Source organism: Mycobacterium bourgelatii (genome assembly GCF_010723575.1).
Taxonomy (GTDB): Bacteria; Actinomycetota; Actinomycetes; order Mycobacteriales; family Mycobacteriaceae; genus Mycobacterium; species Mycobacterium bourgelatii.
Window position 1 is genome coordinate 1603063 of record NZ_BLKZ01000001.1, and the last position, 16450, is coordinate 1619512.

General features: G+C 64.5%; 15 protein-coding genes. 6 read left to right on the top strand and 9 right to left on the bottom strand.

The genetic code is table 11. The features are described from left to right. The first annotated feature begins 117 nt into the window (after positions 1 to 117). Positions 118 to 2301, top strand: a complete 2184-nt coding sequence (locus tag G6N68_RS07305; RefSeq protein WP_163709743.1) for a PPE family protein — start codon at positions 118 to 120, stop codon at positions 2299 to 2301. Between the two features lie 15 nt (positions 2302 to 2316). Here G6N68_RS07305 and G6N68_RS07310 read toward each other — a convergent pair whose 3' ends face one another. Continuing rightward, positions 2317 to 2640, bottom strand: a complete 324-nt coding sequence (locus G6N68_RS07310) for a DMT family transporter (RefSeq protein ID WP_163709746.1) — start codon at positions 2638 to 2640, stop codon at positions 2317 to 2319. Between the two features lie 126 nt (positions 2641 to 2766). Here G6N68_RS07310 and G6N68_RS07315 point away from each other — a divergent pair, with 126 nt between their 5' ends. Continuing rightward, on the top strand, positions 2767 to 3213 hold the full coding sequence (locus tag G6N68_RS07315) for a DoxX family protein (RefSeq protein ID WP_163709750.1): 447 nt from the start codon (positions 2767 to 2769) through the stop codon (positions 3211 to 3213). Here G6N68_RS07315 and G6N68_RS07320 read toward each other — a convergent pair. Then, the gene (locus tag G6N68_RS07320; protein ID WP_163709753.1) at positions 3210 to 3854 is read right to left on the bottom strand and encodes an HD domain-containing protein; all 645 of its coding nucleotides are present in this window, start codon (positions 3852 to 3854) and stop codon (positions 3210 to 3212) included. The genes G6N68_RS07315 and G6N68_RS07320 overlap by 4 nt on opposite strands. A 147-nt stretch (positions 3855 to 4001) precedes the next feature. Here G6N68_RS07320 and G6N68_RS07325 point away from each other — a divergent pair, with 147 nt between their 5' ends. Together G6N68_RS07325 and G6N68_RS07330 are read left to right on the top strand one after the other, a co-directional pair. Beyond that, positions 4002 to 4802 carry an SDR family NAD(P)-dependent oxidoreductase gene (locus G6N68_RS07325; protein WP_163709756.1) on the top strand — a complete coding sequence of 267 codons (801 nt, stop codon included), beginning with the start codon at positions 4002 to 4004 and terminating at the stop codon, positions 4800 to 4802. Position 4803: 1 nt separating this feature from the next. Beyond that, entirely contained in the window at positions 4804 to 5769 is a 966-nt protein-coding gene (locus G6N68_RS07330) for a phosphotransferase family protein (protein ID WP_163709759.1), read from the top strand. A 5-nt stretch (positions 5770 to 5774) separates the two neighbouring features. On the opposite strand, the gene G6N68_RS07335 is transcribed toward G6N68_RS07330, so the two are convergent. From G6N68_RS07335 to G6N68_RS07345, 3 genes are read right to left on the bottom strand one after another with little or no spacing between them, the layout of a single operon-like run. Continuing rightward, on the bottom strand, positions 5775 to 7073 hold the full coding sequence (locus tag G6N68_RS07335) for an acyl-CoA dehydrogenase family protein (protein WP_163709762.1): 1299 nt from the start codon (positions 7071 to 7073) through the stop codon (positions 5775 to 5777). After that, positions 7070 to 7846: an enoyl-CoA hydratase/isomerase family protein gene (locus tag G6N68_RS07340; RefSeq protein WP_163709765.1), complete on the bottom strand. Its 777-nt coding sequence runs from the start codon at positions 7844 to 7846 to the stop codon at positions 7070 to 7072. The genes G6N68_RS07335 and G6N68_RS07340 overlap by 4 nt, the downstream gene beginning before the upstream one ends. Positions 7847 to 7854: 8 nt before the next feature. After that, a complete protein-coding gene (locus G6N68_RS07345) occupies positions 7855 to 8064 on the bottom strand; it encodes a hypothetical protein (RefSeq protein WP_163709768.1) in 210 nt (69 codons plus the stop codon). A 668-nt stretch (positions 8065 to 8732) separates the two neighbouring features. On the opposite strand from G6N68_RS07345, the gene G6N68_RS07350 reads away from it, so the two are divergent. After that, positions 8733 to 9296 (top strand): MspA family porin, encoded by a 564-nt coding sequence (locus G6N68_RS07350; RefSeq protein WP_163718301.1) that lies wholly within the window; start codon positions 8733 to 8735, stop codon positions 9294 to 9296. Between the two features lie 241 nt (positions 9297 to 9537). Then, a complete protein-coding gene (locus tag G6N68_RS07355) occupies positions 9538 to 10968 on the top strand; it encodes a WS/DGAT/MGAT family O-acyltransferase (protein ID WP_163709770.1) in 1431 nt (476 codons plus the stop codon). A 13-nt stretch (positions 10969 to 10981) separates the two neighbouring features. Here G6N68_RS07355 and ppk2 read toward each other — a convergent pair whose 3' ends face one another. From ppk2 to G6N68_RS07375, 4 genes are read right to left on the bottom strand one after another with little or no spacing between them, the layout of a single operon-like run. Continuing rightward, the gene (gene ppk2 / locus G6N68_RS07360; RefSeq protein WP_163709773.1) at positions 10982 to 11860 is read right to left on the bottom strand and encodes a polyphosphate kinase 2; all 879 of its coding nucleotides are present in this window, start codon (positions 11858 to 11860) and stop codon (positions 10982 to 10984) included. 40 nt (positions 11861 to 11900) lie between these two features. Further along, complete coding sequence (locus G6N68_RS07365) at positions 11901 to 12566, bottom strand: nitroreductase family protein (protein WP_205351266.1); 666 nt, start codon at positions 12564 to 12566, stop codon at positions 11901 to 11903. Between the two features lie 31 nt (positions 12567 to 12597). Beyond that, positions 12598 to 14124, bottom strand: coding sequence for an Hsp70 family protein (locus G6N68_RS07370; protein ID WP_163709776.1), 1527 nt, complete (start codon positions 14122 to 14124; stop codon positions 12598 to 12600). Between the two features lie 42 nt (positions 14125 to 14166). Next, entirely contained in the window at positions 14167 to 16386 is a 2220-nt protein-coding gene (locus G6N68_RS07375; protein ID WP_163709778.1) for a carbon starvation CstA family protein, read from the bottom strand. Positions 16387 to 16450 lie beyond the last annotated feature (64 nt).

A 16450-nucleotide genomic window follows, 5' to 3' on the forward strand; every position in this document is an offset into this window, starting at 1 on the left:
CATCGACCCGTGCCGAACGCGCGCAGCCTGTAAGGTTCGAGCGTCGACCATGGCCTCGCGGGCAGGCCCTCCAGTGCGTGTCGACCACAAGGATGCTGACAAGGGGGCGATGCCCGCATGAGTTTCGTCGTGCTGCCGCCGGAGATCAATTCGGCGCTGATGTTCGGCGGTGCCGGTTCCGGGCCGATGCTGGCCGCCGCGACGGCGTGGCGTGGGCTGGCCGAAGAGCTGAACGCGGCGATGACGGCGTTCGAGTCGGTGACCTCCGGGCTTGTCGGCGGACCGTGGCAGGGGCCGGCGGCAGAGGCGATGGCCGCGACGGCCGTCCGCTATGCGGGGTGGTTGAGCGCCGTCGCGACCCAGACTGAGGTGGCGGCCAGTCAGGCCAAAGCCGCCGCCGCGGCATTCGAGGCCGCACAGTCCGCAACCGTGCACCCGTGGCTGGTGGCCGCCAACCGCTCGGAGCTGGTGGCGATGGTGCGGTCGAATCTGTTCGGCTTCAACGCGCCGGCGATTGCGGCCATCGAAGGCGTCTACGAGCAGATGTGGGCCCAGGATGCGGCCGCGATGTTCGGTTATCACGCCGGGGTATCCGCGGCGGCTGAGCAGTTGATTCCCTGGCAGGAGGCGCTACGAACCCTGCCGGTGTTCAACATCGGCGCGAACCTGGGGCTGGGAAACATCGGCGACTGGAATGTGGGCGGCGGCAATTTCGGCACGTTCAATTTCGGCGCCGGGAACAGCGGCCCGGGCGGCGGCGTGGGCAACCTCGGCTTGGGCAACTACGGCTCGTTCAATTTCGGCGCCGGCAACGGCAACGCCGCGATGGTGGCCGACGGCTTGAATTTCCCGGGCGCGGCGCGCTTCAACTTCGGCACCGGGAACATCGGCGAATTCAACTTCGGTATTGGCAACGTCGGTACCGGCAACATCGGCTTGGGCAACGGAAACCTGGCCGGTGTCCTTGCTGCCAATCCCGCGGCGTCCCTCTACAACGTCGGCGCCGGCAACCGCGGCAGCTACAACTTCGGGATCGGCAATTTTGGCGTCAACAACGTCGACCTAGGCAATGTGGGCAGCAACAACATCGGTATCGGGCTCAACGGCAACAACCAGATCGGAATCGGCGGGTTCAGTTTCAGCGCCAGCAGTTGGAATCTCGGGTTTGGGAACGACGGCAGCTTCAATATCGGCCTGGGCAACACCGGCAATGGCAATTTCGGCTTGGCCAACACCGGCAACGGAAACATCGGCATCGGACTGACCGGCGACAACCAGATAGGCTTCGGCGGGTTCAACTCCGGTAGCGGCAACACCGGCTTTTTCAACTCCGGCACCGACAACTCCGGCTTCTTCAACTCCGGTAGCCGCAACGTGGGTTTCGCGAACACGGGTAGCACCAACTTCGGTGCGATCAATTCCGGGGATTTCAACACCGGCATCGGCAACTCGGGTAACGCCAACACGGGCTACTGGAACGCGGGCAGCTTCAACACCGGCTCCTTCAACGCCGGCAGCACCAACATGGGCACGGCGAATGCGGGCAACGGAAACCTGGGCGCCATCAACTCCGGCGGCACGGAACTGTTCGGTCATAACGTCGGCTTCCTTAACTCGGGCAACCACAACGTGGGTTCGTTCAACGCGGGATTCGGCAACGTGGGCTGGTCCAACGCCGGCGTCGGCAATACCGGCGCCTTCAATGCCGGCGGCAACAACACCAACCCGGTGTTCGGGCCGGGAGTAGCTGCGCAAGCCGGCAACACCGGCTTCTTCAACACCGGCTTCACGAACACCGGTTTGTTCAACTCGGGCAACACCAACACCGGCTTCTTGAATGCTGGCAACGTCAACACCGGCGTGGGCGGTGCGGGCAGTTACAGCGGCAACTCAGGCTTCGGCAACGCGGGCACCGGTAACTCGGGCTTTTTCAACACCAGCAACTTCAATTCGGGATTTGCGAATATCGCCGGCGGGGGCTACAACTCGGGCGTCGGGAATTCCGGGGCCGGCGCGAACAACGTCGGCTTCTTCAACTCGAGCAGCACCGGCACCGACACCGGCTTCTTCAACATGGGCGGCGAGGGCTTTCGCGTGGGCGCGCTGAACACCGGCCGACACGACATCGGCTTCTTCAACTCGGGCTACTACAACACCGGATTCTGGAACTCGGGCCAGCACAGCTCGGGCATCGGCAATTCCGTACCGGGCAGCGGCTCGGGCTTCGGAAATTCCGGTGACGGCGACTCCGGGGCGTTTAACACGAGACCGAGGCAGTCGGGTTTCTTCGGCTTCTTCTGATGACGTCTGACGGGGTCAATGCGCCCCGGACAGGTTCAGCGTGACAACGCCCACGATGATGAGCCCGACGCCGAGGATCTTTGCCACCGTCACGGGCGAGCCCAGGAACAGCACGGCGATAAGCACGATGCCGGCTGTACCGATAGCCGACCAGAGCGCGTAGGCAACATCGGTCTGCATGCCGCGCGAGATCGACACCGAAAGCAGAGCAAACGAGATTCCGTAACCCAAGAGACACACCACCGTCGGCCACAGTCGAGTGAAGCCTTCCGTGCTCTTGAGCAGACTGGTCGCGACCACTTCGGCGAAGATCGCGCCGAGCAGGAAAAGATAAGCCAACACGCCCCCTTGTCTACAAGGCGCCCTGGGCGAGCGTGCGCGTAGGTACGAGTTTCACCGGCGTGTCGCGCGCTGACACGCACGCTCGCGAGGAAAGTCGGGTGGCGGGGTGGCTAACGTGGATTCATGGCGAGCAACCTCGGCGTCCGCCTCACCAGCTACTCACCGGTGGTGCTGAGTCTCTTCCGGCTGGTATATGGCCTGCTCTTTGCTGGATACGGGTCGATAAGCCTGTTCGGTTGGCCGGTCCGCACCAAGTTCTTCGTTGGCTTCTGGTCGTGGCCCGGTACGTACGCCGGCCTCATCGAAGTCACCACCGGGCTGCTGATCGCGGCGGGGTTGTTCACCCCCGTCGCTGCATTCATCGCCTCCGGCGAAATGGCAGTCGCGTATTTCTGGATGCATCAACCCCAGGCGTTGATACCCATCGCAGACCCGCCGCAGGGCAACGGGGGAGCGCTGGCGATTCTTTTCTGCTTCGCGTTCTTCCTGCTGGTCTTCACGGGCGGCGGGCGCTACTCGCTCGATGCGGTGCTCCGGGCGCGGGCCGCCGGCCGGATGCGCAGAACCTAGCTGCCCCAGCGACCCAGTGCCGCCATTTGTTCCACGACGGTGATCCCGTTGGTGCGCCGTTCCTGCAGCACGCCGAGGGGGAATGAGTAAGGCGGCGCTGCTTCCGGGCTGCGTTGTGCGTGCTCGGTGATGGAGTCCAGCAGCGTGGTGGCCATGGATAGCCTCGGGTAGCGGGCGTGAATAGCATCGGCGATCTGGTCATCCACCAACTCGGCGTTGCGGCCGAAATCCATTCCCACGCCGCTGTTCACCAGATAGCAGACGGGTCCTCGTCGGTCGGCGATGCCGAAGGAAGTGTGCAAGGCGATGGCTTCCCACACGGTGTCGACCGTCGCACGGTCGTAGCCGTGCTCGGTCAGTAGGGCAGCCGCCAGGTCAGCGCCTTCGACCTCGAATCGCGCCTTGCCGGGGGCCGCGGACCCGGCACCGAGATCGTGCAGTACACAGGCCAAGAACAAGGCTTCACTGTCGTATTCGGCGCCCGCGTGCATGCCTTCGTGTGCGGCGAGCAATTCGGCGAACAGGTAGCTGCGCACGCTGTGGTTGAACACCGAGGCGGATTCGGTGGATTGGGCCAAGCGGACGGCGGCCTGGGCGATGGTGGTGTCGATCAATGCGGGGATTACCGGTGTGTGCGTCATGGTGATCACGCTAGGAGCGTGAGGGCAAACCGGGTGAGTGGCTAAAATGACATGCCCCCCACGAATTAGGACACGATCGACACGGCGCGATGGTCGTCATGCCTATACTTCGGTTCGTCCGTCCCAAGGGATCGTCTTGGAGAAGCATTGACCGCAGACCAACGGTGCGACGGCCTCGTCGCCCTGGTGACCGGAAGTAGCCGCGGGCTGGGCAAGGCCATCGCCACCCGGCTGGCCGAGCGGGGCGCCACGGTGGCGCTCACCGCCCGCACCATGGATCCCGATCCCAAGTACCAGGGTTCGCTCAGCCAGACGCGCGATGAGATCACCTCGGCCGGCGGCCGTGCCGTCGCGATCCAGGCGGACCTGTCCAAACCCGAAGAGCGGGAACGGCTTTTCGCCGAAGTGACAGAGGCCGTCGGCGCCCCCGACATCCTGGTCAACAACGCAGCGGTGACCTTCCTGCGGCCGCTGGATGGCTTCCCGGACAAGCGGGTCCGGCTGATGATGGAGATGCACCTGTTCGGCCCGCTACACCTGAGCCAGCTCGCCATTCCGGCGATGCGCGAGCGCGGCCGCGGCTGGATTCTCAACGTCACCTCGGTGGGCGGGGACCTGCCTCCCGGTCCGCCCTTCTCCGAATTCGACCGGACCGCCGGATTCGGCGTGTACGGAACCGCCAAAGCGGCGCTCAATCGGCTGACGAAAAGCCTTGCGGCCGAACTCCACGACGACGGCATCGCCGTCAATGCCGCCGCTCCGACCAATCCAGTGGCGACCCCGGGGGCGGGCACGCTGGACCTGGCCAAAACCGACACCGAGGACATCGAGTTGATCACCGAGACGGCATACCGGCTGTGCACCGGAGACCCGAAGACGTTGACCGGGCGCATCGCGCATACCCAGGCATTCCTGGCCGAGGTCGGTTGGACGAATCCGGTCGGCTGAAATGACCGAAATCGTCCTCGATGTGCTGCGACGGCGCCTGGGCGGCGCCGGTATCACCGACTTGATCCCGTTCGGGGGTGGCGCGTCCAGCCTCACCTTCACCGGCGCGCGGGATGGCCGGGCGGTGGTGATCAAGGTGGCGCCACCGGGCGTGCAGCCGATCGCGAACCGCGACGTGCTGCGCCAGGCCCGCGTCATCAAAGCGCTTGCCGGAACACCGGTTCCGGTGCCCGAAGTGCTTTGGGAGGACGACGCTCTGCCCCCGCTGTTCGTGATGTCGCGGGTCGACGGCGAATGCGTCGAGCCGCTCTTCAGCGGCGTCACAGGCGACACGCCACTGTCCGACGTGACGGAGCGCTATCGCAACGCGAGCCGGGTCATGGCCGCCCTGCACGGTTTGGTGCCGGCCGCTATCGGACTCGGTGACGAACCGGCCGTGGAACCAATCGCAGAGGTCCATCGCTGGTGCAACGCGTTGCGGACCGTCGATCCGGCGCTCGTGCCCGGTTGGCAGGACGTGCAGGAGGCGTTGCTGCAGCGCGCGCCAACGGCGGTGCGCCCTTGCGTGATACACGGTGACTTCCGGTTGGGCAACATGCTTGCGATGGGCGCCCAGATCTGCGCGGTCATCGATTGGGAGATCTGGACGGTCGGTGACCCGCGCATCGACCTCGGCTGGTTCCTGATCAACAGCGACCCCGACACTTACCAACGCGTTCCGGAGGCCGCCGGCATCGCGCCGCCGATTGACGAGCTGGCACGGATCTACGCCGACGAGATGGGTGGCGGGCCGGCGGTTCTGGACGACCTGTCCTGGTTCCGCGCGCTGGCGTGTTTCAAGTCCACCGCCACCTGGTCGCTCATCATCAAGCACAATCGTCGAAAGCGTTCGCCGCGAGCCGAGTTGGAGGACATGGCACCCGTGCTGCCGCGGCTGCTGGCGCGGGCAAGCTCGCTGCTGGACTAGCCGGATTAGCCGCGGGGAATGCCGGCCAGCTTGTCGGCGAACTTCGCCTCCGCGGCGGCCCGCAGCCGCAGCAGATGTTCGGACGGAAACAGATCCGGTGCGGGGGGTCGGTCCTTGAGCAGCAGCCGGGCCAACGTCACCTTGTGCACTTCGGTGGGGCCGTCGGCCAGGCCGAGTACGAACGACTCCACCAGGTATTGCACAAACGGCATCTCGTGCGTGGTTCCCAGTGAGCCATGCAGTTGCAGCGCCCGCGCCGACACGTCGTGCAGCACCTTCTGCATCATCGCCTTGACCGCGGAGATGTCGGCCCGCACCGCCTTGTAGTCGTTGAACTGATCGATCTTCCAAGCGGTCTGCAGAGTCAACAGCCGGAACGCCTCGATCTCCATCCACGAGTCGGCGACCATCTCCTGGACGAGCTGTTTGTTGGCCAGCTGCTCGCCCTGGGTGTATCGCGATACCGCTCGCTCACAAATCATGTCGAAAATCCGCCGAACCAGCCCCACCGTGCGCATCGCGTGGTGGATGCGACCGCCGCCCAGTCTGGTCTGGGCGACGACGAAGGCACCACCGCGCGGACCCAACATGTGGTCGGCCGGTACCCGCACATCCTCATAGCGGACATAACCTTCCCGACCACCGCCGCCGTACGGCTGGTACCCCAGTCCGACATCGCGTAACACGTTGATACCCGGCGTGTCTGCGGGAACGACGAACATGGAGTAGCGCTCGTACGGCGGTGCATCGGGATCCGTCATCGCCATCACGATGATGAACGATGCCAGGGACGCGAACGACGAAAACCACTTCTCGCCGTTGATGACCCAATGATCTCCGTCGGGGACGGCCGTGGTGCGGAAGACCTTCGGATCGGCACCGCCCTGCGGCTCGGTCATCGAAAAGCACGACACGATGCGGTTGTCCAACAGCGGCTCCAGGTAGCGCGCCTTGAGCTCGGGTGTGCCGTAGTGGGCAAGGATCTCGCTGTTGCCGGAATCGGGTGCCTGCGAGCCGAATACGATCGGCGCGCACTCCGAACGTCCCAGGATCTCGTTCAGCAGTGCGAGTTTCACCTGGCCGAAACCCGGTCCACCGAGGTGCGGCCCGAGGTGGGTGGCCCACAGCCCGCGTTCCTTCACGATCTGCTGCAACGGCGGTATCAGAGCCTGGCGCACCGGATCGTTGAGATCGTGGGATTCCTTGACGATCAAGTCGATTGGCTCGCACTCGGAGCGGACGAAGTCCTCGACCCACTCGAGTTGCTTCGCCCACTCCGGGTCGGTGGAGAAATCCCACGTCATGAAGACCACCTCTTTCGGCGGGCCGCGGCGTCGTCGGTCGCGTGTGTGATCACCTGATTGCGATTCTCGAGCTCCAGCGCCGAGGAGAGGCTGTTGGCGTCGGTATTGAGTTGCAGCGCGCGCTTGGTGAGCTGCACGCCCAACGGAGCCAGGCCGGCGATCTGTGTCGCCAACTCCAGCGCACGGTCGATCAACCCGTCCGGCGTGACGACCTCGCTCACCAGTCCCCGCCGTTCTGCCTCCTCGGCGGAGACGGTCCGACCGGTGAGCATCCAGTCGGCGGCAACGCTGGTCCCAACGATGCGCGGCAGGTGATAGCTCATACCCATCTCCGCGCCGGAGAGTCCGAGCAGGATCGCGGCGTTGCCAAATGATGCTGTCGCAGAACAGATCCGGATGTCACTGGCGAGGAACAGCGCGAATCCGGCACCGACGCACGGCCCATTGACTGCGGCAATGACGGGCTGCGGCAGCTGTCGGATGGCCTCGGGGAGCGCGGCCATGCTTTCCTGGAAGCGCATGCGTTCGAGCACCGGCGCGGTGGCTTCGGGTACGTCGGGACCGAAGTTGCGCAGATCGATGCCTGAACAGAAACCGCGGCCGGCTCCGGTGAGCACGACGGCGTGCACCGAACGGTCGGCACCCAAATCGGCCAGGGTCTGGGCCAGTCCGGTTTGCATCGTCTGGTTGATGGCGTTGAGTCGGTCGGGGCGATTGAGCTGCACGACGACAACGCCGTCGCGCGGGCGGGTTACTTGCAGGGTGTCTGTCACAGAATCCTCTAGGAGTCGAAGTCGGTGCCGACGGTGACTTGCTCCCACGCCGCGATCTCCTTCGCGTGTGCGTCGGCGAGGTGGCGGTGGGCGCCGAGCACATCACGGCCAAGCAGCAGAAACGACGGCGGCTGGTTCGATTCAACGGCGCCGATGACCACCTCGGCGAGGGCGGGACCGAGGCCGGTCGAGCAGCCCGTGCTGAGCCAGTTGGACACCGCACCAAACTATCAACGCGATGTGGCGCGCTGCGGCCGGCTTTGGGGATTCGGCTTTTTAGAACCCCATCTTTTGGCACTTGACATTTCGGTTCTGACAAAACATTCCGCTGCCGGTCCAGTCTCGCGCGCCTGGTACGCCGAAGTTGTTGGGCGTATCCAGCGAGCGCGGGTCCTGCCCCGGACCTGCTAGGAGGCCCGGGATAGCGACCAAATCTTCGATGATGGGCGGCGCCGCATCGTCCGGGTCGGCGCTAGCGACACCGGCGCCGCCTAGGAGGGCCGTCAGTCCTATGAGAACGGCGACGAGGAACTGAGCGAACCTTTGCAGGCTCATTGGTCGCCCTCTCTGCCTTGAACACTGGCCCCAACAAATAGCGGGCTAACTGTCGAGCTTACTCGCCAACGGCACCCCGGTCGGCGAACGAAGCCACGTCTTCGTCGCGAACCAGCTACAAACGCGCAACAAGTGCGAGTTGACCGATCAGCAAAACGCGGAAGCGCTGTGGGCCGTGCATACCGTGTAGGCCGTGATGCCGATTTCCGCGGTCGTTCGTCGTGCTGCGGTCCTCGCTGTATCTCTGGCGGTAGTAGTCATTCCGCCGCCGGCAGGTGCTGAGCCCGAGCCGCAACTGCCTCCCGGTGCGGTGTCACCGGATGACGGATCGGTGCCCCCGAATACTCCGGCCAGGCTGACCACGCCGGACGGTTGGACCTTGGCCCTCGGCGGCAAGGACGAGCGGCATATTCCCATCAAGCCGTTGACCACCGCGGTGTCGTCTCGCGAATATCTCTCCAGCGGAACGTTCGTCGCTTCGCTGGTGGGGCCGGAACCGCCGCACGGCGTCCTCGAAGTGGGTTACGAGATCGGCTGCGGGATCGACATGAGCACTGCCAACGGCGTCAACATGGCTAATGGTGGGGGTATCGCGCCATCTCTCGGCGCGGAACTACCGCTCGGGCCCGGACAGCCACCGGTTCTCATACCGCTGATCACACCGCAGTACAGCTCAGTGGTCAGCGTGGGGCTTAAGCCCGGGTTCGTTGTGGTCGTGCCGGTGATCAGGAAGGAGTTCAGGGGCGCCAATCCCTGGGTGATGATCAGCGACTTCCACATGAAGATCGACGGTTGTGTGGGTCAGTCATTCGTCCGGTCTTACTCAACTCTGACCCGCATCACGGAAGAATCCGACGTCGTGTTGTCCTATGTCGGCAACACGAAAGCCGTCTGACCGCCAAGCGTCGGGATCTACCCGATCGGGTGACTGCCCGATCACAGGGGAGGAATGGCGGTCAAGCGGGGACTTTAGACCCTGACGCGAAGATCGCATCGAAGACGACATTAGGGATGCTGGACCAACGGACGCGATGGTCCGTGCAACCGGCTTCGCGTGCGTCAGAACTCTTCTCACGAGGAGGTCGTGTGATGACCGATCAGTGGTTGGTCGGCTGCGGCCGCGCCACGGTGTCGCCATGAGGCGGTTGTCGAGCCTGGATGCGGCATTCTGGTTCGCCGAGACCCACACCTGTCCCATGCACATCGGCGGCCTCGCGATCTGCGACCCTGCCGAAGCGCCTCACTTTTCGTTCGGTGCAGTGAAAAGTATTATCGCGGAACGACTTCCGGAATTACCCGAGCTGCGGTGCCGGGTGGCCGGCGCCCCCCTCGGTCTGGATCGGCCCTGGTGGGTCGAGGACGACAAGCTCGATATCGACTACCACATCCGACGCATCGCCGTGCCCGCGCCGGGCGGACGTCGCGAAGTGGAGGAGTTCGTCGGCCGCCTCATGTCCTATGCGCTGGAACGCAACAGACCGTTGTGGGAGCTCTGGTTCATCGAAGGGCTAGAGCGCGGTCGTGCCGCAATACTGACCAAGATCCATCACGCCGTCATCGACGGAGTGTCGGGCACCGGACTGAGCGAGATCCTGCTGGACGCCACGCCGGAACCGCGGCCACCAGTCGCCAAGGTCCGCGAGTCGCCGGCGGCTGGCATGCCGCGTCTTGAGCGGCGTGCGCTTGGCGCCATGTTCAATGTCGCGGTCGCGACCCCTTACCGGGTGGCGCGGATCCTGCAGCAAATGCTTGTTCAGCAACTGGCGGTGCGTGGGATCCCCAATAAGCCGCCCCATTTCTTCGAGGCGCCCATCACCCGGTTCAATGCCGAATTGACGCCCGAGCGGCGGATCACGTTGGCCCGAGTGCCGTTGGAGCGGGTAAAGGCTGTCAAGCAGGCCTTCGATGTGAAGCTGAATGACGTTGTGATGGCAATGGTTTCGGGCGCGCTCCGTGACTACCTCGCGGAGCGCGGGGAACTTCCGGATCGGCCTCTGATCGCTCAGATTCCGGTGTCGACCCATCACGACAAATCGCCGGCCGGCAATCAGATCTCGTCTATGACGATGAGCCTGGCCACCGATGTGCCCGACGACGCGGAGCGGTTGAGAACCATCTATCGCAATTCCCAAGGGGCCAAGGAGATGGCGAAAGCGCTCACCGCTCATCAGATCATGGGCCTGACGGATACGACGCCGCCGGGCTTGCTGGCGTTGGCCGTTCGGGCCTATACCGCAAGCCATCTCGGCGGTCACGTCGCACCGATAAACCTGGTCATCTCGAATGTGCCGGGGCCCGACCATCCCATGTATCTGGCGGGCGCGTTGGTCGAAAGCCTGGTGCCTATCGGACCCCTTACCATGGAGGTGGGATTGAACATCAGCTGTTTCAGCTATCGCGAGTCGATCGACTTCGGCTTCGTCACCACCCCAGAGGTCGCCGACGATATCGACGAGCTGGCCGACGCAGTCGAGCCCGCGCTGACGCGCTTGGAAAAGGCTGCACATCAGCTGTCGGATGCTAAGCCGTCAAAGCGATCGCGGGTCAGGAAATCCGCGAGCGACTGACCGCACACCACACTCAGTCCGCCAACGCACGGCCCACCAACAACGGGTCGGGCTCACCCACCAGCTCGTGGTCCTTGTCCTCGTACTCGTACCTGGACAGGATGTAGCGCATCGCGTTGATGCGGGCCCGCTTTTTATCGTTGCTCTTGACCACGATCCACGGAGCGATGTCGGTGTCGGTGGCATTGAACATCTTCTCCTTGGCCTCGGTGTATTCGTCCCACCTCCGCACCGCTTCCATGTCCATCGGTGAGAACTTCCACTGCTTGACCGGATCGACCAGTCGGATGGCGAACCGGGTGCGTTGCTCGGCTGGCGAAACCGAGAACCAGAACTTGGTCAGGCATACTCCGTTCTTGACCAGCATCGCCTCGAAAAGCGGTGCTTGCCATAGGAATTCGTCATACTGCGCGGGGGTGCAGAAGCCCATTACCTGCTCCACGCCGGCGCGGTTGTACCAGGACCGGTCGAACAACACCATCTCCCCGCCCGATGGCAGATGTTTGATGTAGCGCTGGAAGTACCACTGCGTCTTCTCGCGATCGGTCGGCTTTACCAGTGCGACCACGCGCGCGGTTCGGGGATTGAGGTGCTCCATGAACCGCTGGATGGTGCCGCCCTTGCCGGCGGCGTCGCGACCCTCGAACACGATCAGGTGCCGGGCGCCGGTGAGTTTGCCGTGATTCTGCAGCTTCAGCAGTTCGATCTGCAGCCGGCGCTTCACCCGCTCGTATTCGTCGCGCCCCAACTTGTCGTCGTAGGGATAACCCTCGCGCCACGTCTCGACGTTGTTCCCGTCCCGGTCGAGCAACACCGGGTCGTCGTCATCCTCGTCGTTGACGGTGTATCCGTGCTCGGGAGTCGACAGGTCGTCCAGATCGATTTCTGCCATACCTGGCGCGTTCCACGGGCGCCGTTTGTTGAAACCCGGCTCAACGCTCGAACGCTGGGCCGTCGAAACGCTCCCGGGTGACGAAGTCCGCGACCGCAAGCCGGCGCAGCTTGGTCAGTTGGCGCGTCGGTTTACCGAGCGGCACCACTGCGGCGACCGCGTGCTGCTCGGGGATGCCCAGGAGTGCGCGCACCTCGTCCTCCCGGGCGATGGCCATCGTGGTGAAGGTCCCGCCGTAGCCTTCGTTGCGGGCGGCCAGCAACACGTTCCACACCAACGGGTACACCGATGCTCCCGCGGCGATCCCGACCCGGTCCAGTTCTTGATCGAGCGCGGCGATAACACTCAAGTCTACCGAAAAGACCAGCACCACAGGCGCTTTCAGGAAGGGCTCGACGAACGCCGCCGGAATCTCGGTCGCGTCGATGACGTCCTGCGGGACCTGGCTGGGCTGTAGGGGGTTCCACGGATTCTCGCCCGCGATCCGTTGGGCGAAGTAACGACGTGCGGCGCCGGTACCCAGTTCCGCCAGACGACGGCGGGCGGCGGCGTCTCGCACGACGGTGATGTGGCCGCCTTGCCGGTTGCCGCCGCTGGGCGCGAAGCGGGCATTGTCGAAAATGCGCCACAGCACGTCGTCGGGGAGGGGGTCATCGGTGAACTCCCGGGCCGCGAACGTCGTTCGCATCACGTCATACAGATCCACGACCGCTACACCCGAACCTATACCCGCGCCGCTATAGCCGCGCCGGGGCGCGCCGTTCCAGTCGGAACGTGCGTTGGAAGCCGGCCGGCTGCGTCGTGAGCGTCACTTCCACCGCCCCGCCGGGCGCCACGACGTAGCGTTCCTCCACGTCCGGTCCGTCGTTCCAGCGGCCCACCGGCTGACGGCCGAGGTCGTCGCGGTCGTGCAGGGCCGGGTCGAAAGGGAACAGGACCGGGTCGTAGGGAGTGACGTCCCCGTCGGGACGGCCGTCGACCAGGCGGCTGCACTCCACGAACCGGAAATGTCCGATGTTGTGTGCGGCCCGGTAGGTCCGCTTGATGACCAACGGGCTGCGTCCGTCGTCGGGAAGTGACGCGTCCTTGGGCACGATCGGGTCGAAAACGACGTCGGTACCGGCGCGGGCTTCGCGGAAGACCCCGAAATGTCGTGAAAAGCGTTCGGACAACTCGAAACCGGATTCCTTGTCGAGGAACACCGCAAGACCGATGGCCGTGGCGGCGAAGGGGTGCGGTGAACGCTTCACCCGCTTGTCGCCGAAGGTGGCACGCAACATCCGCGCCACCAGTGGGAAGACGCCGGCCCCGCCCACCACGTAGATGCCGGCCAGGTCCGACCACGGCGTCTCCCCGCGACTGGGGTCGCGCAGCACGCGGTCGAGAAGTTCGACCGTTTTGTCGACCAGCGGCGCGCACGCCGAGTAGACCTCATCGATGCCGCAGGAGAACGGCGGCCGGTCGAGCATTGTGAGATCGACCAGGAAACGGCGGGTCTGCGGCCCGACGGCTTCCTTGCGGGCGGCGCACTCGTCCTTAAGCAGGCCGCGAGTGTCGTCGTCGACCGCCGGCTGTTGCACGCCGGCGAGGACGAGATCAACGATCGCGTCGTCGAAGTCGTCTCCGCCGAGTCGCTGGATGCCCTCGCTGAGGGTCACCTCGTTGGCGTGCCCGGTCATTTTCAGCAGCGAGGCATCGAAGGTGCCCCCACCAAGGTCGTAGATGAGGACATACTCGCGCTTGGCGGTGATCGTGGACCGGTACCGGTGGGCGTATTCCAGGCTCGCGGCCGACGGCTCGTTCAGCAGCGCGACGACATGGAAGCCCGCCGCTACGAACGCGTCCAACGTCAAAAGCCGTTGGGCGCTAGAGGCATTGGCCGGCACGCTGATGGCGGCCTCGATGGTCTCGTCCGGCGCGATGCCTGCGTTCGAACGGTGACAGAGATCGCTCTTCAGCTGGGCCAGAAACCCGGTGAGCAGTTCGGCCAGTCGGTAGTTACGTCCGGCCAGGTTGACCTCGGTCGTCGGACCGGCGTCATTGAGGAGACGCTTGAAAGACCGCAACACCGACCATTCCCGATCGTGTCGGACGGTGGCGGCATCCGGGCCGAAGCGGAGCTGTCCCGCGGCGTTGGCGGCGATCAGGGACGGCCAGGCGTCGGTGCGGTCCAAAGAGCCGTCGAACGAGACGACCGGGTAGTTACCTCGGTCGACGAGTGCGACGACGGTGTGGGTGGTGCCAAAGTCGATGCCGACTCTCATTGGTCACCAGCTTAAGCCGGTTGGGGCGGGTTGGCGCGCTGGCTACTCGGCGTGCCGAGCCCACTGTTCCTGCAACTGCCGTTCTGCCGCGGTGGGAATCAGACTGGACGGCGCGAACCTTCTGGACGGTACCGGGTCGTCCTCGGTCAATGGCCTGCCGCCGCCACGAATTGCCTTGACGGCGACGATGATTCCGGCTGCCACCACGATGATGACCACCAGCGCGAAGATGATCGACAACGTCCCCTGTACGAAGGTGTTCCTGATCACCTGGTCCAGCTGATAGGCGTCCTTGGCCGAACCGAAGGTTGTCTTCCCCGCTTCTTTCGCCGCCAGGTACTGGTAATGCTGCGTCCAGTAGCCGATGGCCGGATCCCCAGAGAAAATCTTCTGCCACGATGCCGTCAGGGTGACCGCCAAATCCCAGAGCAGGGGAATGCCAGGGACGAAGGCCCATTTGAGCAAGCCCTTCTTGATGACCACCACGGTGAGCACGGTGAGGGACATCGCCGCGAGCAACTGGTTGGCGATGCCGAACAGCGGGAAAAGGGTGTTGATGCCGCCCAGCGGATCGGTCACGCCCATCAGCAGGATGCTTCCCCACGCCGCGACGACCACCACGCTGCAGATCCACACGCCGGGGCGCCAGCTGGGATTGCGCAGCTTGGCCAGCGGTCCACCCAGATTGCTCAATGCATCGGAGAGCATGAAGCGGTTGACTCGGGTGCCGGCATCGAGGGTGGTGAGGATGAACAGCGCCTCGAACATGATCGCGAAGTGGTACCAGAACGCCTTGAGATCGGCGCCACCGAAGACGCGGTGCAATACCTCGGACATGCCGAATGCAAGGGTCGGGGCTCCGCCCGTCCGCGACACGATGGAGTGTTCGCCGACGCTGCTGGCGGCCTGGCTGATTTGATCCGCGGTGGCTGGCGCGCCGGAAAGACCGAGGGTGTTGACGTATTCGGCGGCGCTGGCCGCGGTGCCGCCGGTTTGCGCAGCGGGGGCGTTGATGGCGAAATACAGGTGCTGGTTGAGGATTGACGCGGTGATCAGCGCCATGACCGCGACGAACGATTCGGTGATCATGCCGCCGTAGCCGATCAGCCGCATCTGGCTTTCTTTCTCCAACAGCTTGGGCGTTGTCCCGGAGGAGATCAGCGAGTGAAAGCCGGACAGTGCGCCGCACGCGATGGTGATGAACAGAAAGGGAAACAGTGAGCCCGCGAACACCGGGCCGTCGCCGTTGATCGCGAATCGAGATATGGCCGGTGCCTGCATCGCCGGGTGGGCAAGACAGATGCCGGCCGCCAGCAGGCCGACGGCGCCGACCTTCATGAACGTCGACAAATAGTCGCGGGGTGCGAGCAGTAACCACACCGGCAGCACCGACGCGGCGAAGCCGTAGATGATGAGGCACCAACACAAAGTGACCGGAGACAGGGTGAACCAGGATGCACCCCAAGATGTTTCGGCGACCCAATTGCCCGATCCCACGGCGGCGAGCAGCAGCGCGAAGCCGATGAACGACACCTCGCCAACCCGCCCAGGACGCAGGAAGCGCAGGTAGCAGCCCATGAACAGGGCAATGGGGATCGTCATTGCAATGGAGAACACGCCCCACGGGCTTTGGGCCAGTGCCTTGACCACGATGAGCGCGAGGACCGCGATCAGGATCACCATGATGACGAGGACACCGATCAGGGCGGCGGCCCCGCCGATGACGCCCAGTTCGTCGCGGGCCATTTGGCCCAGGGAACGGCCCCGGCGCCGGGTGGAGATCCACAACACGAGATAGTCCTGGACGCAACCACCGAACACGGCGCCCAGCACGATCCAAATCGTGCCGGGCAAGTAGCCCATCTGGGCGGCCAGCACGGGTCCGACGAGTGGTCCGGCTCCGGCGATGGCCGCGAAATGATGGCCGAACAGCACGCGCCGGTCGGTGGGTACGTAGTCGGTGCCGTCCTCGAGAACCTCGGCGGGAGTGGCGTGGTCGTCGCGTGGGCGAACGATCTTCATCTCGATCAGCCGGGCATAGAACCGGTAGCCGATGATGTAAGTGCAGATCGCCGCGACCACAAACCACACCGCGTTCACCGTCTCGCCGCGTGCCAACGCGATGATCGCCCAGGCGATGGCGCCGACGACCGCGATCACGCCGAAGATGATCTTGTGCCGGCCGGTGATGGGGGAGCGGTCGATGATCGCGACGGGGGGCAGTTCGGTGTCGTTGCGGATATAGGTGATGTCGCCGTCCACCCAAGCTCCCTCGTCAGCGTCGTTGGCGAGTGTGAATCTACAGACGTATGCGGACACCTACACC

Excerpts from the sequence above, each read along its gene's own strand:
- ppk2 (WP_163709773.1), bottom strand. The coding sequence starts at position 11,860 with ATGGCAGAAATCGATCTGGACGACCTGTCGACTCCCGAGCACGGATAC.
- G6N68_RS07335 (WP_163709762.1), bottom strand. The coding sequence starts at position 7,073 with ATGACGTGGGATTTCTCCACCGACCCGGAGTGGGCGAAGCAACTCGAG.
- G6N68_RS07330 (WP_163709759.1), top strand. The coding sequence starts at position 4,804 with ATGACCGAAATCGTCCTCGATGTGCTGCGACGGCGCCTGGGCGGCGCC.
- G6N68_RS07320 (WP_163709753.1), bottom strand. The coding sequence starts at position 3,854 with ATGACGCACACACCGGTAATCCCCGCATTGATCGACACCACCATCGCC.
- G6N68_RS07305 (WP_163709743.1), top strand. The coding sequence starts at position 118 with ATGAGTTTCGTCGTGCTGCCGCCGGAGATCAATTCGGCGCTGATGTTC.
- G6N68_RS07370 (WP_163709776.1), bottom strand. The coding sequence starts at position 14,124 with ATGAGAGTCGGCATCGACTTTGGCACCACCCACACCGTCGTCGCACTC.
- G6N68_RS07315 (WP_163709750.1), top strand. The coding sequence starts at position 2,767 with ATGGCGAGCAACCTCGGCGTCCGCCTCACCAGCTACTCACCGGTGGTG.
- G6N68_RS07355 (WP_163709770.1), top strand. The coding sequence starts at position 9,538 with ATGAGGCGGTTGTCGAGCCTGGATGCGGCATTCTGGTTCGCCGAGACC.